The organism is Mycobacteroides franklinii, assembly GCF_002013895.1.
Lineage (GTDB): Bacteria > Actinomycetota > Actinomycetes > Mycobacteriales > Mycobacteriaceae > Mycobacterium > Mycobacterium franklinii.
In genome coordinates this window covers 223073-246140 of record NZ_MAFQ01000001.1, presented here as the reverse complement: position 1 = coordinate 246140, position 23068 = coordinate 223073, and the positions used below count along the sequence as shown (strand labels likewise).

General features: G+C 62.5%; 27 protein-coding genes. 16 read left to right on the top strand and 11 right to left on the bottom strand.

Going from position 1 to position 23068, the window contains the following annotated elements:
- Positions 1-454 precede the first annotated feature (454 nt).
- From B4393_RS01445 to B4393_RS01425, 5 genes are all read left to right on the top strand, one after another.
- A complete protein-coding gene (locus B4393_RS01445) occupies positions 455-748 on the top strand; it encodes a hypothetical protein (protein WP_070936050.1) in 294 nt (97 codons plus the stop codon).
- Positions 745-1773, top strand: coding sequence for a TPR repeat region-containing protein (locus tag B4393_RS01440; protein ID WP_078332625.1), 1029 nt, complete (start codon positions 745-747; stop codon positions 1771-1773). Before B4393_RS01445 ends, B4393_RS01440 begins: the two co-directional genes overlap by 4 nt.
- A 153-nt stretch (positions 1774-1926) precedes the next feature.
- On the top strand, positions 1927-3177 hold the full coding sequence (locus B4393_RS01435; protein WP_236743091.1) for an MFS transporter: 1251 nt from the start codon (positions 1927-1929) through the stop codon (positions 3175-3177).
- A gap of 237 nt (positions 3178-3414) precedes the next feature.
- Complete coding sequence (locus tag B4393_RS01430) at positions 3415-3804, top strand: hypothetical protein (RefSeq protein WP_070936841.1); 390 nt, start codon at positions 3415-3417, stop codon at positions 3802-3804.
- Positions 3805-3908: 104 nt separating this feature from the next.
- A complete protein-coding gene (locus B4393_RS01425) occupies positions 3909-5228 on the top strand; it encodes an acyltransferase family protein (RefSeq protein ID WP_078332979.1) in 1320 nt (439 codons plus the stop codon).
- Here the strand turns inward: B4393_RS01425 and B4393_RS01420 are convergent.
- Positions 5225-5410: a DUF5302 domain-containing protein gene (locus B4393_RS01420; protein ID WP_070936055.1), complete on the bottom strand. Its 186-nt coding sequence runs from the start codon at positions 5408-5410 to the stop codon at positions 5225-5227. The two genes, B4393_RS01425 and B4393_RS01420, sit on opposite strands and share 4 nt — an antisense overlap.
- 60 nt (positions 5411-5470) lie before the next feature.
- Here B4393_RS01420 and B4393_RS01415 point away from each other — a divergent pair, with 60 nt between their 5' ends.
- Genes B4393_RS01415 through B4393_RS01400 form a run of 4 tightly spaced genes read left to right on the top strand, consistent with a single transcriptional unit; the run spans position 5471 to position 8253 of the window.
- The gene (locus B4393_RS01415; protein WP_078332624.1) at positions 5471-6319 is read left to right on the top strand and encodes a class I SAM-dependent methyltransferase; all 849 of its coding nucleotides are present in this window, start codon (positions 5471-5473) and stop codon (positions 6317-6319) included.
- A gap of 2 nt (positions 6320-6321) precedes the next feature.
- Complete coding sequence (locus B4393_RS01410; RefSeq protein WP_078332623.1) at positions 6322-6912, top strand: class I SAM-dependent methyltransferase; 591 nt, start codon at positions 6322-6324, stop codon at positions 6910-6912.
- A complete protein-coding gene (locus tag B4393_RS01405) occupies positions 6909-7430 on the top strand; it encodes a DUF1697 domain-containing protein (protein WP_078332622.1) in 522 nt (173 codons plus the stop codon). The genes B4393_RS01410 and B4393_RS01405 overlap by 4 nt, the downstream gene beginning before the upstream one ends.
- Before the next feature lie 13 nt (positions 7431-7443).
- Positions 7444-8253: a class I SAM-dependent methyltransferase gene (locus B4393_RS01400; RefSeq protein ID WP_078332621.1), complete on the top strand. Its 810-nt coding sequence runs from the start codon at positions 7444-7446 to the stop codon at positions 8251-8253.
- A gap of 26 nt (positions 8254-8279) precedes the next feature.
- On the opposite strand, the gene B4393_RS01395 is transcribed toward B4393_RS01400, so the two are convergent.
- The gene (locus tag B4393_RS01395; RefSeq protein ID WP_078332620.1) at positions 8280-8924 is read right to left on the bottom strand and encodes a class I SAM-dependent methyltransferase; all 645 of its coding nucleotides are present in this window, start codon (positions 8922-8924) and stop codon (positions 8280-8282) included.
- A 57-nt stretch (positions 8925-8981) separates the two neighbouring features.
- On the opposite strand from B4393_RS01395, the gene tpx reads away from it, so the two are divergent.
- The gene (gene tpx, locus B4393_RS01390; protein ID WP_005059496.1) at positions 8982-9476 is read left to right on the top strand and encodes a thiol peroxidase; all 495 of its coding nucleotides are present in this window, start codon (positions 8982-8984) and stop codon (positions 9474-9476) included.
- Positions 9477-9493: 17 nt separating this feature from the next.
- A complete protein-coding gene (locus tag B4393_RS01385; protein WP_005059492.1) occupies positions 9494-10306 on the top strand; it encodes a nuclear transport factor 2 family protein in 813 nt (270 codons plus the stop codon).
- Here the strand turns inward: B4393_RS01385 and B4393_RS01380 are convergent.
- From B4393_RS01380 to B4393_RS27415, 5 genes are all read right to left on the bottom strand, one after another.
- Entirely contained in the window at positions 10297-10932 is a 636-nt protein-coding gene (locus tag B4393_RS01380) for a TetR/AcrR family transcriptional regulator (RefSeq protein WP_005088531.1), read from the bottom strand. The two genes, B4393_RS01385 and B4393_RS01380, sit on opposite strands and share 10 nt — an antisense overlap.
- Entirely contained in the window at positions 10925-13135 is a 2211-nt protein-coding gene (locus tag B4393_RS01375; protein ID WP_078332978.1) for an MMPL family transporter, read from the bottom strand. The genes B4393_RS01380 and B4393_RS01375 overlap by 8 nt, the downstream gene beginning before the upstream one ends.
- A gap of 801 nt (positions 13136-13936) precedes the next feature.
- Positions 13937-14749, bottom strand: a complete 813-nt coding sequence (locus B4393_RS01370) for a hypothetical protein (protein ID WP_078332619.1) — start codon at positions 14747-14749, stop codon at positions 13937-13939.
- A gap of 9 nt (positions 14750-14758) precedes the next feature.
- Positions 14759-15070 carry a type VII secretion target gene (locus tag B4393_RS01365; protein ID WP_078332618.1) on the bottom strand — a complete coding sequence of 104 codons (312 nt, stop codon included), beginning with the start codon at positions 15068-15070 and terminating at the stop codon, positions 14759-14761.
- 3 nt (positions 15071-15073) lie between these two features.
- Positions 15074-15607, bottom strand: coding sequence for a hypothetical protein (locus B4393_RS27415; RefSeq protein ID WP_133052540.1), 534 nt, complete (start codon positions 15605-15607; stop codon positions 15074-15076).
- 343 nt (positions 15608-15950) lie between these two features.
- Between B4393_RS27415 and B4393_RS01360 the strand changes: the two genes are divergently transcribed.
- The 3 genes from B4393_RS01360 to B4393_RS01350 are packed head-to-tail and all read left to right on the top strand — an operon-like array spanning position 15951 to position 18261.
- Complete coding sequence (locus B4393_RS01360) at positions 15951-16346, top strand: hypothetical protein (protein ID WP_078332617.1); 396 nt, start codon at positions 15951-15953, stop codon at positions 16344-16346.
- A 22-nt stretch (positions 16347-16368) separates the two neighbouring features.
- The gene (locus B4393_RS01355) at positions 16369-16941 is read left to right on the top strand and encodes a DUF3558 family protein (protein ID WP_078332616.1); all 573 of its coding nucleotides are present in this window, start codon (positions 16369-16371) and stop codon (positions 16939-16941) included.
- Between the two features lie 27 nt (positions 16942-16968).
- A complete protein-coding gene (locus tag B4393_RS01350; protein WP_078332615.1) occupies positions 16969-18261 on the top strand; it encodes a hypothetical protein in 1293 nt (430 codons plus the stop codon).
- On the opposite strand, the gene B4393_RS01345 is transcribed toward B4393_RS01350, so the two are convergent.
- The 4 genes from B4393_RS01345 to B4393_RS01330 all read right to left on the bottom strand — a co-directional run bounded on the left by B4393_RS01345 (position 18258) and on the right by B4393_RS01330 (position 22193).
- Entirely contained in the window at positions 18258-18605 is a 348-nt protein-coding gene (locus B4393_RS01345) for a hypothetical protein (RefSeq protein WP_070936081.1), read from the bottom strand. The genes B4393_RS01350 and B4393_RS01345 overlap by 4 nt on opposite strands.
- Before the next feature lie 149 nt (positions 18606-18754).
- The gene (locus B4393_RS01340) at positions 18755-19243 is read right to left on the bottom strand and encodes a VOC family protein (protein WP_078332614.1); all 489 of its coding nucleotides are present in this window, start codon (positions 19241-19243) and stop codon (positions 18755-18757) included.
- A 30-nt stretch (positions 19244-19273) separates the two neighbouring features.
- On the bottom strand, positions 19274-20593 hold the full coding sequence (locus B4393_RS01335; protein WP_109558348.1) for a WS/DGAT domain-containing protein: 1320 nt from the start codon (positions 20591-20593) through the stop codon (positions 19274-19276).
- Between the two features lie 55 nt (positions 20594-20648).
- Positions 20649-22193, bottom strand: a complete 1545-nt coding sequence (locus tag B4393_RS01330; protein WP_078332613.1) for an ArnT family glycosyltransferase — start codon at positions 22191-22193, stop codon at positions 20649-20651.
- A 39-nt stretch (positions 22194-22232) separates the two neighbouring features.
- On the opposite strand from B4393_RS01330, the gene B4393_RS01325 reads away from it, so the two are divergent.
- Together B4393_RS01325 and B4393_RS28270 are read left to right on the top strand one after the other, a co-directional pair.
- Positions 22233-22751: a DoxX family protein gene (locus B4393_RS01325; protein ID WP_078332612.1), complete on the top strand. Its 519-nt coding sequence runs from the start codon at positions 22233-22235 to the stop codon at positions 22749-22751.
- Positions 22752-22869: 118 nt separating this feature from the next.
- Positions 22870-22995, top strand: a complete 126-nt coding sequence (locus tag B4393_RS28270; protein WP_005059458.1) for a hypothetical protein — start codon at positions 22870-22872, stop codon at positions 22993-22995.
- Positions 22996-23068: the final 73 nt, after the last annotated feature.

The window sequence follows — 23068 nt, the reverse complement described above, 5'->3', positions numbered from 1 at the left end:
GGGTAGCCACCACATGATGGGGCCACAAACGATTCCGGATCACATTCAGAGTGGATCACGACGATGCCGAGGCGTCTCGACGAGCGTCGATAGCTAAATCGAGCAACTCTTTGGCCAGGGGCAGTTGCGTATACAAAGCGACGGGCTTGGCTCTCCACTCCAGTGCCGGATGCATTCATCTCACGCTATACGCTGCGCCATTCACCGGTGATCAGATTCGTCTAGCGGACTACCTGTTTTAAACGACCAGGTGCTGATGGGGGGCAGTTCTATCAACAACGTCGGCAGATTCTCCGCCAGCAACACACATCGGCGTCCGGGTCTTGCACTGGCCGCAATCTCGCCGATGTGACATTCCTTCCTTCTGAACTTTGACAACCTCAGCGGTGCTACGCTACGGCAACTTGGGCAACCAAGATCGCCACGCTCGGGGAGGCAGCCGCTGTCAGGCCAATTGGACGTTGATCTAGAGGCGTTGCGCAAGCTGTCGCCGGAATTAAGAGAACAGGCCCAAAAGCTCTGTAACCGGGCCGCCAATCCAACCAGGGTTGAAGCGGGGGATGCCCCATCGCTGACAGCAGTCAGGCGACTGGTCACTGAGGTCATTCCCGAGCTGCAACGCATGTTCGCGGCACGCTGCGTCAACATGGCCGACCTGTCCGAGCAGGCGCAAACCCGGTTCGGGGACACCGAAGAGTACGTACGGCAGACCATCCTTTCGGCCGCGTCATTGTCGAGGCCGCGATGAAATCGGAGTACTCAGCCAGAAGGTTGCTCACCAACCACCCCGAACAGTCGATCGTGCCGTTGCGCCAGGCGATGCTCGCCGCCGCCGAGATGCAGCACCGCGCGCAGGACTACAAGCACTCGATCGACAGGCCCGGCGGCCTACCCTGGGACGGCGAAACCGCCCGGGCGATCCAGGACACCGCCGCCAACGACGAGAAGACGATCTACCTGGCCACCCAGATATTGCTCGATGACGCCCCGAAGGCTCTGGTCACGCTGGAATTTCAGTCGATCGAATATCGCCGCGAAGCCGTCGACCTGTACAACGAGGCCATCGACCATGGCTACACCGTGGCCGAAGACCTCACTGTCACGTGGATCATGCAGCCCCAGGCCAGCGCGGAAACCATCGACAAGGGCAATCAGTACGCCGCCAAGTTCACGCGGATGATGCGCAAGGCCTACGACAAGTGGTGGGGCGCCGAGCTGGAAGCGCAACAACAGATCGACGATATTTGCAATGCGCTGGCAGCCTCGTTCAACCCCTTCAGCGGACTGACCTCTGCGCAGGGAAACCGGGATGGAGCCCATTTCCAAGGCGACGCCACGCGAGATCAATCCGTGCTCAACCGAGTCCATGCGGCATCGCTCCTGGACGATCGCCAGCTCAAGGATCTCGCGGCCGGCAAGAGCGTCACCATTCCGTCGAACCAGCTGCAATACCTGTACGAGTTCGCACAATCCTTCGACGGTAAGTCCGCCACCGAGATCGCCGCGATCAAGGCGGGACTGCCCGAAGAATCCCAAGACGCGATGACCCGGGCATTCGATCTGGTCTCCAACAACCAGGTGAAGTCCGGCGTGCCCTTCACCGACGGCGCCCTGAAGAACTTCATTCCCGACGTGGGCTCAGAGCCACGCTTGCCGCACGGCATCGTCAGCGAAACGATCAACCTGCCGCCCCTGGAGCCAACCGACGCCGAGAAATTCCTGCGCGCGGTCAACCAGCAATACGGGGACGAACCGTTGCGCAAAGAGGCGTAAGAGAACGCCCAGCGGAAAGCACTGCCCCGCTTTGTTTTCCCATAGGCGCCGCGGCGCCAAGATGGCATTCACACGTGTCTTCGTGCAGCAATCACCCACGTGTATGTCATCTCGCGGGAACAACCTCGCACCGTCTGCGACTTACATTGGGTTGTGATTGCCCGTCTGCGCCGTTCGGCCGCCTTCGTCCTACTGGCGTTCAGCTTCTCCGCAGTCATGATCGGCACCACCATGCCGACTCCGATGTACGCGCTGTACTCGCAGCAGATGCATTTTTCGGTGCTCACCACGACGGTCGTGTACGCCACCTACGCCGCCGGAGTGCTGTTCGCGCTGCTGATGTTCGGCGGCTGGTCCGATGTTCTTGGCCGCCGCCCCCTGCTGCTGACGGGCGCCGGATTCGCCATCCTCAGCTCGGCCATATTCCTGTTCGTCGATTCGGTTCCGGTGCTGCTGATCGCACGAATCGTCTCGGGGCTGTCGGCGGGCTTTTTCACCGGTGCGGCTACCGTCGCCGTCATCGAGGCGGCGCCCGAGCGGTGGCGGGGACGGGCAGCCGCGGTGGCCACGGTTGCCAACACTGGCGGCCTCGGACTCGGCCCGTTGGTGGCCGGGATCCTCGTCCAGTACGCGCCCTGGCCCACGCGGCTGGCGTTCATCGTGCACATCGGGCTCGTATCGATCGCCGTGATAGCCCTACTCTTCGCACCGGAGACCGCACCGAGGCACGGAAAGCTTGGTATGCAACGTCTTTCGCTACCTCCCCAGGTGCGCGTGACGTTCGCGGCCGCGGCGACGGCGGGCTTCGCCGGTTTCGCGGCACTGGGATCTTTCACGGCGGTGGCACCCGGATTCCTCTCCGGAGTACTCGGCATCGACAACCATGCGGTCGCCGGGGCAAGTGTGTTTCTGACATTCGGATCTTCTTGTGTGGCACAGGTTCTCACCCGACAGGTACCAGCCGCGAAGGCATTGATCATCGGCTGCGCGATTCTGCTGACCGGAATGCTGCTCGTGGTGGTGGCCCTGCACGCTTCTTCCCTGCCCTGGTACCTGGCCAGTGCGTTGGTGGTCGGCGTCGGGCAGGGCATCAGCTTCAGTCGGGGACTGGCTTCGATCGCCGACCGGACCCCCGAAGACAATCGCGCCGAGGTCACCTCCAGCTACTTCGTTGTCGCCTATATCGGAATCGCCCTACCGGTCATCGGCGAGGGCCTCGCCGCCCAGGCGTGGGGCTTGCGCACCGCGGGCGTCACCTTCGCGCTCGCAGTGGCCGCCCTGGCGGCACTGTGTCTGGTCGCCGTCATCTGGCAGGAGCGGCCGCGCCGAGAAGTGGGACCACCGGCTAATCAAGAGCTGTTGCCGAAGGACCCCATGACCACAGGTTCGGTACCGAAAATATAGGTAGCACAGCACAGTTCGCGCCTGCCCCGGCCGAGCGAAATAGACGTCCTGGACAAAAACTATTCATCAGATGGGGGTTGTTCCGGGCCGTCGATCGACGCTAAGTTGGCGGCGACCCCCGCCTACTTCGGGGTCGTAACCGGTCTTTTCAGAAGGAGTCGATGGGTCGTGCCTGAAGTCGTGCCGGATGACGGAGAAGCCCCAGTCATTGTCAGCCTCGTCGATGCGGCAGTGCACATGTACTCGTCCGCCATCGACACCTTGCCTGAACCCACCGACCCCGAGTACGGCGAACGTGTCGCCGTCGTACTCAGCGGGTTGCGCAAGCTCGAGGGCGCGATCTCGAAGGCCGCCGGACGCAGCCGGGTGACACCCTCGGTGATCGTCGCACTGAGCGGAGTGCGCCACCGGTACGACGACCTGATGAAGGCCGCCGCCAACAGCCCCAGCGCCACCTTGGGCCAACGCCTGTACACCGCGCGGCGGCGCGCGCGACTCACCGCGCAGGAGACCGCCAACGGTGCCGGCCTGAAGGTCGGATTCCTGACGGCCATCGAATCCGAGGAGTCCGTCACCGAAGACGAGGCCGCCAAGATCAAGGACCTCATCGCTGCCCTCGGCGGCTAGCCCTACTCGGCGGGCCCAGGGGAAATTACCTAGCGAGATCGCGTAGCGACGCGCTGTGTCGACGATCGGCACTCGGCGACGCTAGGTGCATGACGATTGCACCGATGAATGCTCTTCGCGCAAGCGCCTCAACGCTGGGCTTGCCCACCGCCGAGGAGGTGGATGCGGCCACGCCGACAACGCGTGACCGCGCACTTGACGTGATCCGGATCGTGTCGCTGGTCGGCGTGGTTCTTGGGCACACCATCATGGCGGTGAGCACCATCGACAACGGGGTGCTGCTGTGGGGCAACCTGCTCAATGGACGGCCCATTTTCCAGGCCCTGACCTGGGTTTTCCAGATCATGCCGCTGTTCTTCTTCGCCGGTGTCGCCGCCAGCGTGGGGTCCTGGAAGCCCGGCACCAGCTGGGGATCATGGCTCATGCATCGCTGCACGCGGCTATACCGCCCGGTGTTCTACTACCTGGGTTTCTGGGCGGTGGCCCTGCTGATACTTCGGCAGGTCCTACCGCTGCATGTCTACGAACCGGTCGCCGGTGTGAGCACCCAGCTGCTGTGGTTCCTGGGCGCCTATGTGCTGGTGCTGGCCGCGGTTCCGCTGCTGGCCCGGATCACCACGCCGCGCGCCATGTTCACCGCGCTGGCGTTGATCTATCTGGGCATCGCGGCGGTTGACGTGCTGCGACTGGGCCTGGATGCGCCCAAGGGCATCGGGTACGTGAACTTCGTGGTGTGGTTGCTGCCGGCGGTTTTGGGCGTGGGGTACCGCCGGCAGCTGATCACCCAGAAGGCGGCGCTGACGCTGGCGGCAGCCTTGTTCGCCATCAACATCGCACTGGTCACGTTCGGCCCGTACACGATCAGCTTGGTCGGGGTGGCCGGCCAGAAGGTGCCGAACATGATTCCGCCGTCACTGGTGCTGGCCGGGCACGCAATCATCTTGTCCGCCCTTGCCATCGCGGCGATGCCCGCCATCAATCGGTGGGCTCAGCGTCCACGGGTGTGGTGGGCCGTAGCCATCGGTAACTCCGGCGCGATGACGCTGTACCTCTGGCACATGCCCGCCTTGCTGGGCATGCATCTGGTGTTCGACTTCCTCGGGTTCCCGCGATACGACACCACCGCACCGAATTTCATCGCATTGTCGCTGCTTCAAGTCGCGACGATGGCACTCCTGGTGACCGGCCTCTTCCTGGCCCTGCGGCCGCTGGAGAACAATCCCCTACCCGGTTGGGACGGCGGTCACGTCGCCCACGCCGGTGCCCGGAGCGCCGTCGTCGGAGTGGCGCTGATGGTTGCCGGCGGATTCACGCTGGCCTCAGTCGTGTGGGGGCTCAAGGGCTTTGGCCTGGTGTGCTGGGTGGTTGTGCTGGCCGGGGTGATCACTGCCCGGGCGCTGGCGAACCAGAAGAAGGCCGCTTAACCGCTCTTACGACGGAATTCGCGATGCGAGCCGGCCCGGCCATGTGCATGGGTCGGCTTGCTGGCGGTGTCCTTGTTGTCGGCAGCCGCGCTGGCCTTGTTGTTCTTGCGGTCAAGCGCCTCGCGGAACTTGCGCTTGGCGTCGTCCGCGGCCGAGTCGCCGCTCCCCTTCGAATCGGTCATACCGGTCAGCCTAGTCAAGAGGGCGTCCGATCGTCGCACCATTTCATTAGCATCGGATTCATGACCGAGTCCGATGCTCTTCGGCCCAGCGCCTCATCGCCGATCCGCGGAGACAACCTCGAGGGCGTCTCGGCTACCACCTTGTGGACGCTGCACAACCGTGGCACCGAGGCCAAGCGCCCGGACGGCCTCATCAAGGACCCGCTCGCGGCAGAGCTCTTCGATGCCATCGAGTACGACTACAGCAAGTTCGGGCGTCCGTCTCAGAGTCACGCCCTGCGGGCCCTCTCGTTCGACACACAGGCCCGCGTGTACCTGGCGACGCATCCCCGGACGGCGATTGTCGCCCTGGCCGAAGGTCTGCAAACCAGCTTCTGGCGATTGGGCGGCGAGAAATCCACAGCCCAATTCACTTGGTACTCGGTCGATCTACCACCGGTGATAGAACTGCGCAGCGCGCTACTACCCCAGAACGAGCGAATCGTCACGCTGGCGCAGTCGGCCCTCGACCTCAGTTGGATGGACCGGGTGGACGCCTCCGGTGGTGCGTTCATCACGGCCGAGGGGCTACTGATGTACCTGCAACCCGAGGAGTCACTCGGACTAATCGAAGCCTGCGCCAAGCGTTTTCCCGGCGGGCAGATGATGTTCGACAGCATCCCGCACTGGTTCAGTAAGCGCACCCTGCAGGGCCTGAAGTTGTCGGACCGCTACGTGGCTCCACCCATGCCGTTCGCGTTGACGGCCGATGAAGGCGAGGCACTCACCTCCATTCCAGGAGTGGTCGCGGCCGTCGACATCCCGCTGCATCCGGGCCGCGGAATCTGGAAGTTGGTCAACGCCAAGCGTCTCGATCGCGGATTTCTGCGTCGGACCCGTCCTTCCATGACGCTGCTGCAGTTCGGATAAACATGCCCGGCCGGTGGAATCACAACATCCACTACCAGCGCGAGGTACTGCGCAGGATTCCCGCCGGTGCCACGGATGTGCTCGACGTGGGGTGCGGCATCGGGATGCTGACCCGCGAGCTGGCCCCACTAGCGCAGCGGGTGGTCGGGATCGACCCCCACGAACCGAGCCTGCAGCTCGCCCGCGCGGAAACATCGGCGCCGAACGTCGAGTACATCTGCGATGATTTCCTCCAACACCCTTTTCCCACTGGATCTTTCGATCTCATCGCGGCCATCACGGCACTGCATCACATGGACATCGAACAGGGCTTGGGCCGGATGTCGGACCTGCTGAAGCCCGGCGGCAGAATAGTTGTCATCGGCTTCGCCGCCAGCCGCTCATTGACCGATCTTTGGTACAACAGCCTGGGCTTCTGGGCGCACCGCTATTACCGCGTCCGTCGCGGCTGGTGGGAACATCCCTCGCCGATCATCTGCGAGGATCTGGACAGCCACGACGAAGTACGACGCATCGCCCAGCGCGTGCTGCCCGGAGCCCGGCTACAGCGCCTCGTGATGTGGCGTCACCTGCTCACCTGGGAGAAGCCATGACCAGATACGCCGCACTGCTTCGCGGAGTCAACGTCGGCGGAATCACCATGAAGATGGCCGACGTCCGCGATGCCCTTGAGGCCGACGGATTCACCGATGTGACAACCATTCTCGCCAGCGGCAATGTGTTGGTGGATGCAGCCGAACCCGCGGGCGCCGTCAAGGAACGACTGCAACAGGTGCTCGGCCAGCGCTTCGGATACGAGGCCTGGGTGCTGGTCTATGACCTGGACACCATCGGCCGCATCATCGCCGGGTTTCCCTGGGAACCCGAGATCGAGGGCGTGCACTCGTACGTGATGTTCTGCAGCGACCCGGCGGTGCTGGCCGAGCTGGCCGCCCTGGAAGGCGAGCTCGACGAAAGTGAACGCATCGCCACCGGTGACGGGGTGCTGTACTGGCAGGTGCCCAGGTCGCAGACCCTGACCAGCCCCATCGGCAAGACCACCGGGAAGAAGCGATACAAGTCGACGACCACCACCCGGAACTTGCGGACGTTGCACAAGCTCGTTCGCTAGTAGTGTGGCGTGCATGGCCGCCATTGATGCCCGCCACCTCGACGGGGTATCCGAAACCGCACTCATCACCTTGCGTCAGCGAGCCGTCGAGGCGGCCCGGCCGGACGGTTTGATCGATGATCCGATGGCGGTCGTCGTGTACGAGAGCCTGGACTACGACTACCACCATTTCGGCCGCACACATCAAGGTATTGCACTGCGGGCGTTGACCTTCGACAACGTCTCCAACGAGTATCTGGCGGATCATCCGCGCGCCACCGTGGTCGCGCTGGCGGAGGGACTGCAGACCAGCTTCTGGCGTATCGACAACGGCGAGCTCAACTGGCTGACCGTCGACCTGGAACCCATCGTGAGATTGCGGCGGCAGTTGCTACCGCCGTCGGATCGGGTTCGATACGTCGCGCAGTCGGCACTCGATCACTCCTGGATGGATCAGGTCGACGATTCCCACGGCGTATTGATCACCGCCGAGGGGCTGTTCATGTACCTGGAGCGCGATGTGGTGTTCGATCTCATCGCCGCCTGCGCCAAGCGCTTTCCCGGCGGATGGATCGTCTTCGACACTATTCCGTGGCTGATGAGCGTGTATTCGCGGCGGCGCGGCTGGAAGCTGAGCGAGCACTACACCGTCCCGCCGATGCCGTTCTCCTTCACGGCCAACCAGTACGACGAGCTGCGCGCCCTCGAGGGCGTTCGTACGGTCCGCGAGGTCCGGATGCCACCCGGGCGCGGCACCCTCATGAAACTGGCCACGCCGCTCTTCTACGACCTGCCGTTCAGCAATCGGATGCGGCCGGCCATGACGGTCGTCGAATTTGGTTGAGCCGAATTTGGTTGATACCAGGCGCTCTAGACGGGTTTGACCGCACGCCCGATCACGATCGACGAGGACGGCATGGGAATCCCCATCACCTTCAGCCAATCGTCGCGCCGTTCCTCGATCGTGAATCCGGCCCGCTCGATCGCGGCCAGCGTGTCCCGGTGCGTGTGGCAGTTCCCGAACAGTTTGGGCCAGAACGTCGCATCGACCGCGCGCTGAACCAGCCCGAGCGCGCCGTCGTGAGCCACATGTTCGAAGAAACGCACCTCTCCCCCGGGCTTGAGCACCTCGAACGCCTGGGCAGCGGCCCGGTCGGGGTCGCCGACCGAACACAGCACCAACGAACACACCACCGCGTCGAACCGGTCCTCGCCGGTCACAGCCAGATCCTCGAACACACCCGCGGTCACCGTCACCGGGATCGCGGCCCCGGCCGCGGCATCCTCGGCCTGCGGACGCAGCCGCGATTCGGGCTCCAGCGCCGTCACCGCGGTGACGGTATTCGGGTAGAGCAGGAAGTTGGAGCCGATTCCCGCTCCCACCTCCAGGACGTGGCCGGTCAGGCCGCGCAGATTCTCCGCGCGCAGCTCCTTGATCTCCTGAGGTTCGCGCCGCGCGATGGCAGACCACGTTGCGGAGAAGAATCTGTTATCGAAGCTGACGGGCGTCGTCATGCCACCAACCTAGCCCCGCTGATGCAATCCGCACCCGAACTCTGGAACACTGGGGCCATGGCACAGATCACGTTGCGCGGAAACCCCATCAACACGGTCGGCGAGCTTCCCGCTGTCGGCTCTCCTGCCCCGGCATTTGAGCTGGTAGGCGCCGATCTCGGCCCCGTCACCAGCGATCAGTACCGGGATAAGCCGGTGATCCTCAACATCTTTCCTTCGATCGACACCCCTGTCTGCCAGGCCAGCGTGCGCACCTTCAACCAGCGTGCCGCCGAGGCCGGAGCACCGGTGCTGTGTGTCTCCAAGGACCTGCCATTTGCCCAGAAGCGTTTCTGCGGTGCCGAGGGCATCGAGAACGTGGGTACCGCCTCGGCGTTCCGGAGCTCGTTCGGCGAGGACTTCGGCGTCACCATCGCCGACGGCCCGATGACCGGTCTGCTGGGCCGCGCCATCGTCGTGATCGGCGCCGACGGCAACGTCGCCTACACCGAGCTGGTTCCGGAGATCGCCCAGGAACCCGACTACGACGCGGTGCTCGGGGCACTGTCCTGATCGGTTTGTGAGGAACCGTGTCCAGCGCCCCATTTGCCGATGAGCTGCTGGCGACCGTGCAGGCGTCGCCAGCAGCAGTCGGTGCTCACGACAAGGACACCTGGGTGGGCCTGTTTGCCACCTATGGCCAGGTGAATGACCCGGTGGGTTCGCGGCCACATATCGGCGAATCCGCCATCGGCAAGTTCTACGACACCTTCATCGCGCCCAACACCATCGTCTTCGACGTAGAAAACGATGTGGTCGCCGGAATGTCGGTGCTGCGCGATCTGACTATTCACACCACCATGTCCACCGGCGTGACGATGCATATCCCCATGCATCTGCGTTACGACGTCGTCGAAGACGGCCCGGCGTCGTCCCTCAAGATCGACCGGCTATTCGCCTACTGGGAACTACGCGCCATGATCAGCCAGTTGCTCGGTTCCGGCGGTGACGGGCTGCTGGCCAGCGCCAAGCTGGGACCGCAGCTGCTGAAGAACCAGGGACTCAACGGGGTGCTGGGATTCATGCGCGGACTCAAGGGCGTGCACGCGGCGGGCAAGCAGCGCGTCCAGGAGCTGACGGCGGCGCTCGCCGCCCGCGATATCCCGACGGTCACCACTGTGCTCGCACCCGAGGCCGCACTGTCGCTGGACGGAGTATCCGAGGCATCACTGGCCGAGTTCGCCTCGGCAGCAAGCTCTTTGACCGTGGATAAACTACTGGCCGCGGGGCCCTCGGTATCGGCCACGGTGCATCTCGGTAATCGCCGTGGCATTGGACTCTTCGAGTTCTCGGATAATTCGGCGGCGCCGGGCACGTTGGCGTCGGTGCGGCTCTACTTCTGACGCGGCAGCACTTCTGTCAGGTCAATATCGCTGACCGCCTGCCCCAGGCACGCCGCACGCAGTACCTCGCTGGCGAATTCCTCGGGATCCCCCCACGGTAGATGCGGTTTGGTGACGAGCATCGAGGCAACACCATGCGCGGCCACCCATAGCTGGAGGGCCATCGCCACTGTGTCGCCTTCGGGGTATAGCCCCTCGTTGACAAGTTCTTTGACTCCGTTGTGCAGATGCGCGAATGCCGCACTGGCCATAGTCTCGTCGAGCTCACCCTCTGGCTGGGTAACCGTGGCCAGCCGGTACATCAGCGGTGTCGCGATGGCGAAGCGCACGTATGCCATCCCCTGCGCGTGCAGACGCTCCAGCGCGGTGATGTCGCCGCGGGCCGCCTCGACCATCTTGTCGTTGAGACGCTGAAAATACTGGCCGCAGACGGCATCCATCAGCTCGTCCTTGTCGGCGAAATGCAGATAGATCGAAGGCGGGGTGACACCGATCTTGCGTGCCACCTCACGGATGGACGGTGCACGCAATTCCTTGGTCTCCAAAACAAGAGCGATTGCGGCGTCGATTATTTCGTCGCGCAGTCGATCGCCCGAGCCGCGGGACGCGCGCTGCCGCCTAGTCACTGAATCCGATCCGTTCATGCAGCGTGACCAACGGCTTGGGCGCCCACCAGTTGAACCGTCCCAGCAGCCGCATGAACGACGGCACCAGCAGCATCCGGATGATGGTGGCGTCCACCAGGATCGCGATGGTCAGTCCGGTACCGAACATCCGCATGAAGGACACCTGCGCAGCCATCAGTGCCGCGAAGGCGATCGCCATGATCAGCGCCGCGGCGGTGACCACCCGGCCGGTGCGGGCCACACCGAGCGCCACCGCCTCGTCGTTGTCGGCCCGGGTGCGCCCGGACGCCATCCAGTACTCGCGGATGCGCGAGATGAGAAACACCTCATAGTCCATTGATAGCCCAAAAGCTATGCAGAACAACAGCATCGGCATGGTGGCGACGATGGTGCCGGTGACCTCGGTGCCGAACCCGCCCAGGTGTCCCTCCTGGAAGATCCAGATCAGCGCGCCGAAGGTAGCCGTCAACGACAGCACGTTGAGGACCAGCGCCTTGATGGGCAGTACCACCGAACCCGTCAGCAGAAAGAGCAGCACAAAGGTGACGACGGCGATGATGGCCAGCACCAGGGGCAGCTTGTGCACAATGCCGTCGACGGCGTCACGATCCAACTGGGCTCCCCCGCCGATCTTGACCAAGACATCGGCCGGGCCCGGCAGTGCGTGGATGGCATCGAGCTGGCGCTCGGCGGCCTCCGTGTACGGCTTGGCGGCGGTCTGAACCGTGAAAAGTGCTGTGTCATTCTTGATTCCGGTTGCACTTGCCGGCGGGCCCACCTTCATGCCCCGGATGAACGCACCGGTGGGTGCGGCCACCTCCTTGACGTCCTCGATATTCGACAGGTCCGCGGCGTACTCGTCGATCTCCCTCGGCGGCACCGAACCGACGCCCTCGGCGATGACGGACAAGTTGGTGGAGCTGTTGTTGTTGAAGTTGCGGCGCATCTCGTTGCCCACTTGATGCGCCGAGGCCGAGGCGGGCAAGACCCGGTCATCCGGGAATCCGAACTTGCCGTCGAGGAACGGCAGGCCCAGCACCACCAATGCGCTGACGATGATGATGGCAATCGGAACAGCGCGCGCCATAACCCTTTTGGTGGTCCGGTACCAGAAGCTTTGCGTGACGTCCTTGGCGACGGGTTCCGGCCTTCCCAGGACCCTGCGGATCAGGCGGCGCACGTCCAGGGCGTCGATCCGGTCGCCCAGCAGGGTGACTACCGCCGGGACGATGACCAGCGCGGCGATGGCGCCAACGAAGACGACGGCTACACCGGCGTATCCGAACGATTTGAGGAAGTACATCGGGAACAGGATCAGCGCTACTAGGGCCAGCGCAACCGTCAGCGCCGAGAACAGCACGGTCCGTCCGGCCGTAGTCATGGTCAGGACCAGCGCTTCATCGCGCGGTTTGCCCGCATTCACCTCCTCGCGATAGCGACTGATGATCAGCAGGGAGTAGTCGATCGCCAGCGCCAATCCCATTGCCACCGCAAGGTTCAGCGCGAACACGGACACATCGGTGACATACGTCAGCCCGCGCAATATCGACATGGCGCCGACGATGGAAAACACTCCGACTACCAGAGGCAACAGGGCCGCGTAGAGGCCGCCGAATATCCATATCAACACCACAAAGCTGATCGGAATCGCGATCGACTCCATAACCAGCAGGTCCTTCTCGGACTGGGTAACGATCTGGTTGTAGAGCGTGGCGACACCGCCGGCCTTGACCGCTACCCCGTCACGGTCCACCGCGAGAGACTTGATGAGCTTTGCCGCGTGCTTCTGCGCGTCGTTCTCGCCCCCGGTCAGCCCGGCGACGATCAATCCGGCCTTGCCATCGGCGCCCAGCAGTTCCTCGGCTACCTGTGGCGGCGCCGTCCAGGCCGAGGTCAGGTTGATGACCACGCCGGAGTCTTTGAGCTGGCGCTCCAGATCTGCTGCGACGGCACGCATCTGCGGACTCTTGACGCCTTGCTCGCCGGTAAGCATGAAGACCAGGGACTGGTCGCTGATATCAAACTTGTCCCGGAGAGCCTTAGTCACATAGGCAGATTCGGAGTTCGGGTCTTGCTGACCACCGGCGGCCAGATGCTTGGTCACCGGAACGCCGAAGAGGGCCGCCGCGATCGCAATGAGCAGCGCCATCCCGAGAACGAGGCGGGGCGCCGCGATCACCGATCGAGCCAAACGTTCGAGCATCATCGCGCCTTCCGCCGGAAAATAACGGCGTTAAGTTATCAGCGATAAGTTGAGTCGGTCAAGGTCGCGCTCTCCCCTCGCCGAGCGCATGCCGCGCGGATACAAAACCCAGAAAGAGCTGCATGCGGTATGCGCTCGCGGACACGGCGCCGCTTTAGCGGGCCCCTGAGACCATTCTGACTGTCGCGAGAAGTTGCTGGGCAGCCGCGTGCACATCACTCTCTGAAATTGGCGCCCCACGCGCCGCGTCCCAGCCCCGCGGAGTCGGCAGATTGAGATTCCCCGACCAACCGCTGTTCTCGGCAGAGAAGTCAAGAACAGCCGCTTTCGACCAGTCGTGAGCGGAATTGCCCTCCCAAGACATCGAGACCGGCGTATTACCTATCAATAGAGACCGGCTTTTCCACCCAGGCTTCGGAGGCTTGGTCGCCGGTCCCTGGATGACCTCGAGCGAGATGTAATAGGGCTCTTCGTTCGGCGGTTCAGCCCCAAGATTTGTACGGCTCGATATGTACGTACAGCTAGCCTGAGGCGGCGACATTCCGAATACTCGAGTAGATGCAAACGCATCCTCATCATAGGTGGTCACCCCCTCACGAGTTCCCACCCAATCTTTCTGGAGAAAACCAACCAGGGACTGACACACCTCATCCGTCTTGATGGAGGGAAAGGCTGTATTCGCCGACGTTGTGGGATCGCCGCTCCGAGTTGTAGGCACACAGCCTGTAACAGCAGCCATCAGAGGGCCGAGCCCAATAATCAGCATCATGATCCGCCGGGAATAGCCGCTCACTGCACCTATCATGACTTATTCACATCAGATTCTACCGACCAGTCATTTGTGCCATCAGCTACCGAAGCATCATTATAACGATCAGTTGTTGCGATCGGCCAATGACCTCCGGGCAGGCCCCTAGTAATTGAGGGCATACTATCCAACTCTAGCTTTGCCTTGTATTGTTCACGCAAAGCAGACTCCTTGGACGTCTCCAGTTGAGTTACTAAATCGATAACCCCAGTTAGACAATCAATAGTGTCGGACACTCCCCAGGGAGCTGTAATCACGGCAGCGATCTTTCCGATCGCCCCAGTAACCTTGCTCAGGAATCCGCTCAATGCTTGAATCAGGTCCTTGTAGAAGTTCCATCCACTGTCGGCCAAGTCCATCAATTTCTGAGAAACTTGATTGTTCATTTCATAGGCTGCTCCCAGCGCAGCCACCTGCAAGTTTCGCGCTTCCCCGTATTTACCGGCGGCGGAACCAGTCCAGTACCCGCCAAAAGTGGTGTCTTGACTGGCCGTGTCACTGGCGTCTTTGACGTGATTCTGCACCTGGCTCTTCCACGCATGTGAGTAGTCGATAAATGTACTTGGGGCATCAGAACCCTTCAGAACCTCGTCCAGCTTCTTCAAAAGATCCTCAATATGCTCTGTCACCTCAGATTCTTTGGTGTCAAGCCATTCAGCGGTAAGAAATCCAATGAACCCAATCCCACTGATCACGTTGCGGAGTATTTTGAAAGCATCATGTGCCTTTTCTTTTAGATCGCCACACTCATCTTTCTTACTTTTGAACAGGCTGAGAGTACCCTCATAATCTGGTTTTTCAACCACTAATCACCCCTAATACAATCCCTTTATTGCGTGCGTGTTGCTATCTTCTTCCCTCTGATACGTGTCAGCATTAGCCTTGAGCGTGGAGGAGATATTTGCGGCCTCCAATGCACCTTCCTTCATACGTTCTTGGACATAAGATGCGGCGTCAATGTAAGCCTGATAGGCGTGTTGAAATATTCCCGCCTCCAGCTTGCTGAATTTAAGTTCAGAAATCTTATCACTGGCTTGAGACAGGTCACTTGAGGTCTTCTGCCAGCCTTTAGAAGCTGTATTCATACGTGCAATTGATACGTTGAGCTGTTTCTTGGACGGCGGCATAATTTAACTCTCTCTAGCTAAGAGCAAGTTGGTCAAATGAGCTAGTAATCGGACTTCAAGTTGGTCATCCGATTCGTCGCAATCTGTACTAGATGCCACAGTCGCACTAGAGCGCATCGATCTGATCTTTGAACCGCATTGGACCACTTCACCCGCAACGACGCCTGCCCCAACTTCAGCAACCCAGTCTGGGGAGACATCAAGCGTTGCAATTGTGGTGTTGTCGGCCACCAGAGTCACTCCAGGTTTGCCGTGGCGGTCTCTGAAATGACTCTCAGCCCGGAAAGTGCCCCCAAAAGCAGCGACAGCTTTCTCCATGTATTGATCCCACGTGGTTGCAGCCAGAAAGTCGAGCATCTTTTGACGGCGAGATGGCAGTGATTTAAATGATCCCTCCCCACCGGCCTCTAGCAGGCCCTGAGCCTGCGCCAGCAGGGCATTCCCATAGCCAACAGCAATCGCCCGCTCATACTCCTGCGGCCTCAGCGAGCCTACGAACCTGACTGCAACAGGCAAGTTCCCACTGTCAATGGTCACCTCAGCCCGTCCACTAAGGCCGTGATTGCCCTGAGTCACCACCGCTCCCCCTCCTGTTATCGAGCTCGTTGCCTACTACTAACGATGCCTCAGCCCACCACCAGGTTCCAATGAGCAGCGAGAAATTTTCAGATAGTTCAAATTTCAACGAGCCGAGAGAGTAGACACGGGGGCGAGATGCCTCGAGCTGAACCCTCGCGCAGCAACATGCTGAGCCCCTGCACGGGTGCAGAGCAGCATCAGACCGCAGCAATCGTCAAAAACATGGAACCAAACTGGCTCATCCGACGTCGGAGCTATATATGGGGCAATACTGTCTAACCGACCAGCGAGAGGAGCGTCCATGCCCGGAGAATCAGGACTCGATATGAACGAGCTGCATCTAGCGCCTGGCGCCGCGATGAAGGTGTCACAGGAGTTCAGCGCGGCGGTAGACAAGCTGGAAGCTCTCCGACGAGATACGAAAGCATTCGTGGCTGAGCTCGGCATGGGAGCATGCGCCGAAGGCACGTCCTGGAACAATGCACTGACAGATCTGGTAGCTGGAGAGTCCGCCTCCGTCCTCTCGGTAATCAACGCCCACATCGACACCGTGAACACGTGGGCCGAGTGGGCCAAGGTCGCTCAGAACGAGTACGACAACACTGAACATCGAAACTCCGAGTCATTCCAGCAGCTCAGAGGCGACACAATCGACAGCAACGGTCTGGGTGTCTACCCACCGCCCACTACCAGCTGACAGGTCAGGAAGACTTAAACCCATGAGATGGATCGCCGTTATCGCAGCTTCGACTGCACTTATCGCGGGGTGTACACACAACGGCATTCAAGGGACTCCCATACCGAATCCAGCGTCATCACCATCAACTTCTGCCGACACTAGTAAGGCCTCGACCACCAAGACCACCGTTCCCGACCGGGTTAAGGGCACCACCTTCGATGCATGCACTGCGATCACCGACGCAGATGTTGCAACATGGGAAGTCAAGCCTGGCAGTCGCGATGCCCACACCACCGCCTTTGGCCAGAATGTCCGGGGCTGCATCTGGGACGGGCCTAAGTGGGGAGTCAAGGTATACGCGGTAGACGGCTCAGTATCAGGGTTCGAACGTCTAAATGATCGGTGGGACCGACAAGAACAAGTGACGATCGGCACTCGAACGGGCTGGCTGTTGCACGACCGCGAGGGCATGAGTTGCACGATTGTCGTCCCGTCCCAGCAAGCAATCGCCGCTGTGCAGGTTGATCTCAATCTCGACTTGACTCGCCAGCACTACGACCAATGCCCGTTGGCCCTGCAGATCATGACGCAGATCGAGCCGAAAATACCCTAGAACCAATAGTTTTCAGGAGGAGAAGACATGGGGAAGAAGCAGATCCAGAAGGAACACTGGGAAGGCCGCGACCACCAGTCCATCTACAACGCTGCCCAGGCATTCCAAACCGGCAACCCGCAGATAGCCAAGGAGTCGATCAACAGCATCGCCGAGCAACTGGGCGACATAATGAACACGCTCGGCGGCAAGGTGCAGGGGATGCTGGTTGAGGACTGGCGCGGTGCGGCCGCAAAATCCTTACAGACCAACATGTCTGATTACTTCCGGGCCTCGGAGAGAGGCATCCTGAGCATCCGTCACGTGGCGGACAGAATGCCGCCGCTTGGCGACGCGATGAGCACCGCCAAGCGGACTATCGAGCCGCCGATGTCCGACGCCCAGGTCTCGCAGATGAAGAACTCTGGATCGTCGGATGCCGACGTACAACAGCGGAAAAATCAAGAGCAGTTCTTGGCCCGACTTCAGATGGTCGGTCTGTTCAGCGAGCCGGTCGTGCGCGAAGGCGATAACGTCACCGACGTCCAACCGCCAAAAGGAAACAACCCGGGCAACATCACGCTTCCGCAATCTGCGAATAGCCCAGGCGGCGGCCAAGGTACGGGCGGCGGCGGCCAAAACGGCGGTGGCTCGGGCGGCGGTCAGGGCGCGGGCGGCGCAAACAATGCCACCGATGGTCTCGCCAACAAGGACACCAAACCCGCCTACAGCGACGGCTCAGGTAACCAAGGCGGCCAAGGCCAAGGCGCGGGCTCCGGTAGCGGAAACGGTTCCGGTGGCGGCAGCCCCCAGAGCGGCTCCGGCGGCGGTTCGGGTAGCGGACTGGGCAACGCCCTCAGCGGCCTTGGCGGCGGCTCAGACAAGACCGGCTCCGGCCTCCCGTTGGGCAGCACCACCGCGGCGGGCTACAGCTCGCCGTCGGGCTCGGGTTCGGGCACCGGAACCCTCAGCGGCCCTGGAGCATTGCGCGGTGGCGCAGGTGTTCCCGGCCTGGGAGGCGGCACAGGCACCAACCCCGCCGGCATCGGTGGCGCCGGAGTCCGCGGTGGCGCAATGGGTATGGGTGGCATGGGCATGGCACCCATGGGTGGTGCCCACGGCCACGGCGGCAAGGGCGAAGAGGACGACGAACACGAGACCCCGGAGTTCCTCATCAACTGGGACAACGGCAACGAGCTGTTCGGCGATCTACCCAAGGCATCCCCCGGTGTCATCGGCGACTGGACCGAGCATGAACGCGCCGAAAAGCAACGACGCGAATCGGAGATACGCCGCTACAAGTCCATGGGCTGGAACGTGGACTTCGGGGACGAGCGCTAGGGATCGAGCGCCGGCTGCTGCTCGTCGACGGCCGATCCGTTGAGCAGCAGCCGAAGCTGATCGCGGTGTTGCTCCAACAGCTCGGCAAGTTGACGCATCTGCAGCAGGGCTAAGACTCCGCTGTCCGCCCCCGGCGAATGTTGAGCCGCCATCTCACGCAGTGCCGCGATCTGTCCCTGCAAATGCTGAGCGCGAGACCGTTCCCGCTCCAACTCGCGCGCATGATCGGCGGGTTCCACGACTTGACTCGGGGGCGACTTGGGGCCCCCGTCCGCGAGGTCGGATTGCCACCGGGCCCGGCGTTCTACCCGCTCTTGCACGGCATCCTGCTGTGCTTGCGCCATCCGGTCCTCGTGCCGCCGCCGGTGCCTGACGCATTTTGGGCAGCGGCAACCGCGCGTGTACCCCATGCAACCCTCGACAGCCATCGGATTCAGTGTAAGAACTCCCGGCAAACCATGCCGGACTTAGCTGACGTGAAATGGGAGCGGCCCTAGGAACCGGCCTGTGCCGCTTCGACCGCCTCCCGGGCGACAGCCACATCGAGCTTGCGCATGGTCATCATGGCCTGCATCGCCGCATCACCGGTGACCGGATCGGAATGGAAGATCAGGTCGATCAGCTCGCGCGACACCACCTGCCAGGAAACCCCGAATTTGTCCTTGAGCCAACCGCATTGGGACTCCTGTCCCCCGTCGGCGGTCAGCGCCTCCCAGTAGCGATCGACCTCGTCTTGAGACCCACAGTCGATTTGAAACGAGATCGCCTCATCGAAGGTGAACTGAGGTCCGCCGTTGAGGGCGGTGTACCGCTGTCCATCGAGTTCGAACTCGACGGTGAGCACAGTGCCCTCCGGCATCGGGGTGTTCGGCCCGTAATGGGTGACCTCGAGGATCCGCGAGTTCGGGAACACGGACACATAGAAGTTGGCGGCTTCGGCGGCCTGGGTGTCGAACCAGAGGCAAGGGGTAATAGTCGGCATACCGGTATCGACCCGCACCGAGGAGAAAACTCATCGCAGCTGGCGAGAAACCTCGGTCAGCGCATCGGCCAGCAGGCCTTCGTAGTGATCGGCATCGGGCATCACCGCCGCGCTGGTGTGCACGCTCACCGTGACGGTGTCGCCGATGCCATGCACTCCATGGGTCAGGCCCATGACCGGCGACAGCGCCGGGAACCCCGCAGTGAACGCCACTCGCCCGCCGCCGAGCATCAGATCGGCGGCACCGCGCACCACACTCGACACCACGGTGTTGCCCGCCACGGTGGGCGGCATCAGGTCGGCATTGAAGGCGTTGACACCCGCCCACATCATCGGCGCCGGTAGCGCCGCTCCGCCTGCGCGCTGGGCGACCAGGACCGGATGCGCGGCACGATGACGCCTGCGCTCGATGCCGTCCGCTATCTGCCGTGCCCGGGCGCGCACATCCGGCTCACCCCAGCACAGGTCCACACCAACGTTCCGGAAGTTGTTGCGCGCCATAGATTCCCCTGGCACCGCGACGGTCACCTCGGCACCCAACCTGTCCGGCACCCACTGGCCGTGATCGCGCAGATACTGCGGTAGCGCCGTACCGATCGCCGTCATCACCGCGACGGTCACGCTGACGTCCTCGGTGCGAAGTTGGTCGCGCGGGCGCACGATCATCCGAATTTCCCGAAGGTCATCGGGCCGAGCATTCAGCGAAATCAACGGGAATCCTTGTAGTTCCGGTTCCATCTCACCCGCCGCGACAAGTTCCTGCTGCCGTTTGTAGGCCACGTATCCATCTCTGCTCGCGCCCAGCAGCCGTCCCAGATTCGCCGGGAAGTCCACCAGCCCACGCAGGGCGGCATGGCCCGGCACCCCGGGTAACGAGCCGCTCTCGGGTGCCTCGTCACCGAACAATGCGCGCGCCGCTTCGGTGGCCCGCCTGCCGTCGGCCAGCGCGTGCGATACCTGCAGCACCGCCACGAGGGCCTCACCGGACACCCACGGCGCACCGTTCACTCCAGGGAAAAAATGTAGATGCCAGGGACTTTCGCGAACGTCGACAGTACTGGTCAACAGCGCGGCGATCGCGGATCGGCAATGCGGCCAGCTGGAATCCGCCAGCGCATGCACGGTAATCGGCACCTGAGATTCATCACGCGGCCCCCAGTAGGGGTAGTCGAGGTGCCCGGCGACGTCGACAGCGCGAACCCGTAGGTCCGCGATCCGGGTCGCGCGTTCGGCGATCACCGCACACACCGAGGCGATGTCCTGCGTCGGCGAGTCGAAGCAGAACAGCAGAAACTGATCGTTCGGGATCTTCGACGACATCCAGTACATCTGGGCGTCGCGGGGCGCCATCTGTTCGACGGATGAGCCCCTTGGGCGAAGACCATTGACCGCCGTCACCCGACACCTACTTGTAGGTGCGCCAGTCGTCCCATAGCCGTTGCCACGGCGCAATTCTGCCGTAGTACCGATAGACATGTGCCTCGTCCTCCCCTGGCGCGTGCAACAGCTCGATCCGCTGCACACCCCGGAATCCTTGAGCGAGCCTGGGATCCGGGTCGTCCACGCCGATGTACATCATGTCCGTCATGGATTCCGGTGGCGCCCCGAAGTAGTAGTAGCCGCGGTGGAAGCTGTACGCGCGCGAGATTCCTTCACGTCCGGCCTCCACGTCATAGGCAGCGGCCATGGGATAGATCTGTACGACCAGGGCCGTGCGGGTGCGTACCTCCGGCGGCATCGAGTCGTAGGTGTCCCTGGCGATCTGTCGCAGCCCCTCCGTGGAGTGATCGCCTTCGGCGAGCATGGTCGGCCCCATGTCACCGGCCCAGGAAAACCAGCGTGCGGCAGCCGATTCAGACACGATGGGCAGCCGGACGATTGCCATGATCACCGACGCGGCCGTCACCACCGCGATCAATGTGTAGACCACGCCGCGCATCGCGGGACGGACCGGGCGCCACCGAGAAAGCCCCACCGCACCCGCGGCAATAAGTAGGGCATACAACCCCATGCCGTAGTAGGCGCGCCCGTGAGAGGCGAACATGAGCACGCTGACCAACAGCGCGGCCGATCCCAGATACCGGTAGGGCCGCAGCGAGGGCGCCGCCACCAGCGCGACGACCCCGGCCAGCAGCAGCACCAGGCCGATCACAGCGGACCCGAGGAGCATGCCCGCCAGCAGCGCCGCTCCGCGCTCGGACTCCGCCGCCACGATGCCGGCCATCCGCAGATACGGCCAGCCATGGGTGGCCTGCCAGATAAGGGTCGGGACGGTAGTCACGACGACGACCGCGGCCCCGATCCACAGTCGCCTGCGGCGCAGCAGCGTCCGCGGCCCGAGTACCGCCGCGCTCAGCAGCACCGCAAGCCATAGGGCTGGGATGAGGAACTTCGTCTGCATGCTGACGGCGGTGACGATCCCCGCCCAGAGCAGCAGGCGATCATCGGGCAATCGTTCCCGGAGGCTACGAGTCCAGCGCACCAGCAGCCAACACACCACCGCCCACAGGGCCGGATCGATCGCCGGTGTCTGCAACCAGTGCGCCAAGATCTGAAACATGGCCGTCGCATAGGCAATCGCCGACACAGATTGGGTAAGGCGGCCGCCGCCGAGCTCGGCGGCGATCAACCCACACATCAACGTCCCGACCGCCACCGCCGCGGTGGCCGCCAGACGCAGCACCCACAACGATCCGGGCGCGATGTTGTCGGCCATGCCGGCGATGAACGGCACCAACGGAGGTTGATCGAAGTACCCCCAGGACAGGTGATCTCGCCCGGCGACAACGAAGTATGCCTCGTCGAAGAAGTATCCGTAACCCCTACTGGCCCAACCGAACACAAGAGCAGTGAGCGCCGTGATCGCTGCCAGGTCGGCGCGTGCGATGCGCACGGACGGTACGCCGGGAACCGCGTTGCCGTCGTCGTACCGGGAGCTGACCGCTGCCATAGCGGGTTCACCCTAACGCGCGTGCCATAGACTCCCGGCGTGCCGAGTGCCAAGCAGTACAGCGATCCGTTGACCCGCAACGATATTGGACTCCTGATCCTGCGTGTCGCAGTGGGAGTGACGCTGTGCTGGAGCGGGCTGAACGTCGTGTTCGCCTCCGAACAGTTCGTGCAACTGGGCTCGACGGCCAGCGCGTCCGCCGATCTGGCGGCACGCGTGCTCGCGGCGACATACAGCATCGGCGGCGCGCTACTTATCGCCGGACTGCTCACGCCCCTGGGTGGCTGCGCGGTGCTGGGTTCGATGCTCTACTCGGCAGTCCTGGGCTACTCGGTGCGCAGTGATCTCTTTCAATCCCGTACGGAAGTGCAATTCCCGCTGGTGCTTGCCGCCGCAGCCACTGCGGTAATCCTCATGGGACCGGGACGCATCTCTGTGGACGGGCGATTCGGCCGCGAACAGTGGCCGAATGCGGTCTCATCGGTGCTGGTCGTGGCCGGATTCGGGGCCGCAATTGCCGCCTGGGTGCTCATTAAGGGCACCAACCCGTTTTCTTAAGAGTTCAGCAAGGTCGCTCATGGTCTATGACCTGGGCCGATGCGTCTAGCGAAAATTGCCAGACTTTTCCGATTCGTGACTCAATGATTTCTTAATAGTGACCCCTACTGTTCAGTACATGACGAACGAGGAATTCGGTGCCACGGTCATCGAGATCGACTTCGAAGCCATCTACAGCGGCGAGCTGCTGGTCGAGGGCGACAACACGGAGCAGACCGATGAGTGGTTCCCGCTAGCCGTATAACGGCAGGTTGGCGAACCCCCAGAGGGGGGACGCATCGGCGAGGCGCGTAGCGCATCGCATGCCGGGCCAAGTC

Excerpts from the sequence above, each read along its gene's own strand:
- B4393_RS01375 (WP_078332978.1), bottom strand. The coding sequence starts at position 13,135 with ATGCTCGAACGTTTGGCTCGATCGGTGATCGCGGCGCCCCGCCTCGTT.
- B4393_RS01335 (WP_109558348.1), bottom strand. The coding sequence starts at position 20,593 with ATGGCGCCCCGCGACGCCCAGATGTACTGGATGTCGTCGAAGATCCCG.
- B4393_RS01430 (WP_070936841.1), top strand. The coding sequence starts at position 3,415 with ATGTACTCGTCCGCCATCGACACCTTGCCTGAACCCACCGACCCCGAG.
- tpx (WP_005059496.1), top strand. The coding sequence starts at position 8,982 with ATGGCACAGATCACGTTGCGCGGAAACCCCATCAACACGGTCGGCGAG.
- B4393_RS01440 (WP_078332625.1), top strand. The coding sequence starts at position 745 with ATGAAATCGGAGTACTCAGCCAGAAGGTTGCTCACCAACCACCCCGAA.
- B4393_RS01330 (WP_078332613.1), bottom strand. The coding sequence starts at position 22,193 with ATGGCAGCGGTCAGCTCCCGGTACGACGACGGCAACGCGGTTCCCGGC.
- B4393_RS01410 (WP_078332623.1), top strand. The coding sequence starts at position 6,322 with ATGCCCGGCCGGTGGAATCACAACATCCACTACCAGCGCGAGGTACTG.
- B4393_RS01415 (WP_078332624.1), top strand. The coding sequence starts at position 5,471 with ATGACCGAGTCCGATGCTCTTCGGCCCAGCGCCTCATCGCCGATCCGC.
- B4393_RS01400 (WP_078332621.1), top strand. The coding sequence starts at position 7,444 with ATGGCCGCCATTGATGCCCGCCACCTCGACGGGGTATCCGAAACCGCA.
- B4393_RS01365 (WP_078332618.1), bottom strand. The coding sequence starts at position 15,070 with ATGCCGCCGTCCAAGAAACAGCTCAACGTATCAATTGCACGTATGAAT.
- B4393_RS01340 (WP_078332614.1), bottom strand. The coding sequence starts at position 19,243 with ATGCCGACTATTACCCCTTGCCTCTGGTTCGACACCCAGGCCGCCGAA.
- B4393_RS01360 (WP_078332617.1), top strand. The coding sequence starts at position 15,951 with ATGCCCGGAGAATCAGGACTCGATATGAACGAGCTGCATCTAGCGCCT.
- B4393_RS01355 (WP_078332616.1), top strand. The coding sequence starts at position 16,369 with ATGAGATGGATCGCCGTTATCGCAGCTTCGACTGCACTTATCGCGGGG.
- B4393_RS01420 (WP_070936055.1), bottom strand. The coding sequence starts at position 5,410 with ATGACCGATTCGAAGGGGAGCGGCGACTCGGCCGCGGACGACGCCAAG.
- B4393_RS01395 (WP_078332620.1), bottom strand. The coding sequence starts at position 8,924 with ATGACGACGCCCGTCAGCTTCGATAACAGATTCTTCTCCGCAACGTGG.
- B4393_RS28270 (WP_005059458.1), top strand. The coding sequence starts at position 22,870 with ATGACGAACGAGGAATTCGGTGCCACGGTCATCGAGATCGACTTCGAA.
- B4393_RS01345 (WP_070936081.1), bottom strand. The coding sequence starts at position 18,605 with ATGGCGCAAGCACAGCAGGATGCCGTGCAAGAGCGGGTAGAACGCCGG.
- B4393_RS01405 (WP_078332622.1), top strand. The coding sequence starts at position 6,909 with ATGACCAGATACGCCGCACTGCTTCGCGGAGTCAACGTCGGCGGAATC.
- B4393_RS01350 (WP_078332615.1), top strand. The coding sequence starts at position 16,969 with ATGGGGAAGAAGCAGATCCAGAAGGAACACTGGGAAGGCCGCGACCAC.
- B4393_RS01425 (WP_078332979.1), top strand. The coding sequence starts at position 3,909 with ATGAATGCTCTTCGCGCAAGCGCCTCAACGCTGGGCTTGCCCACCGCC.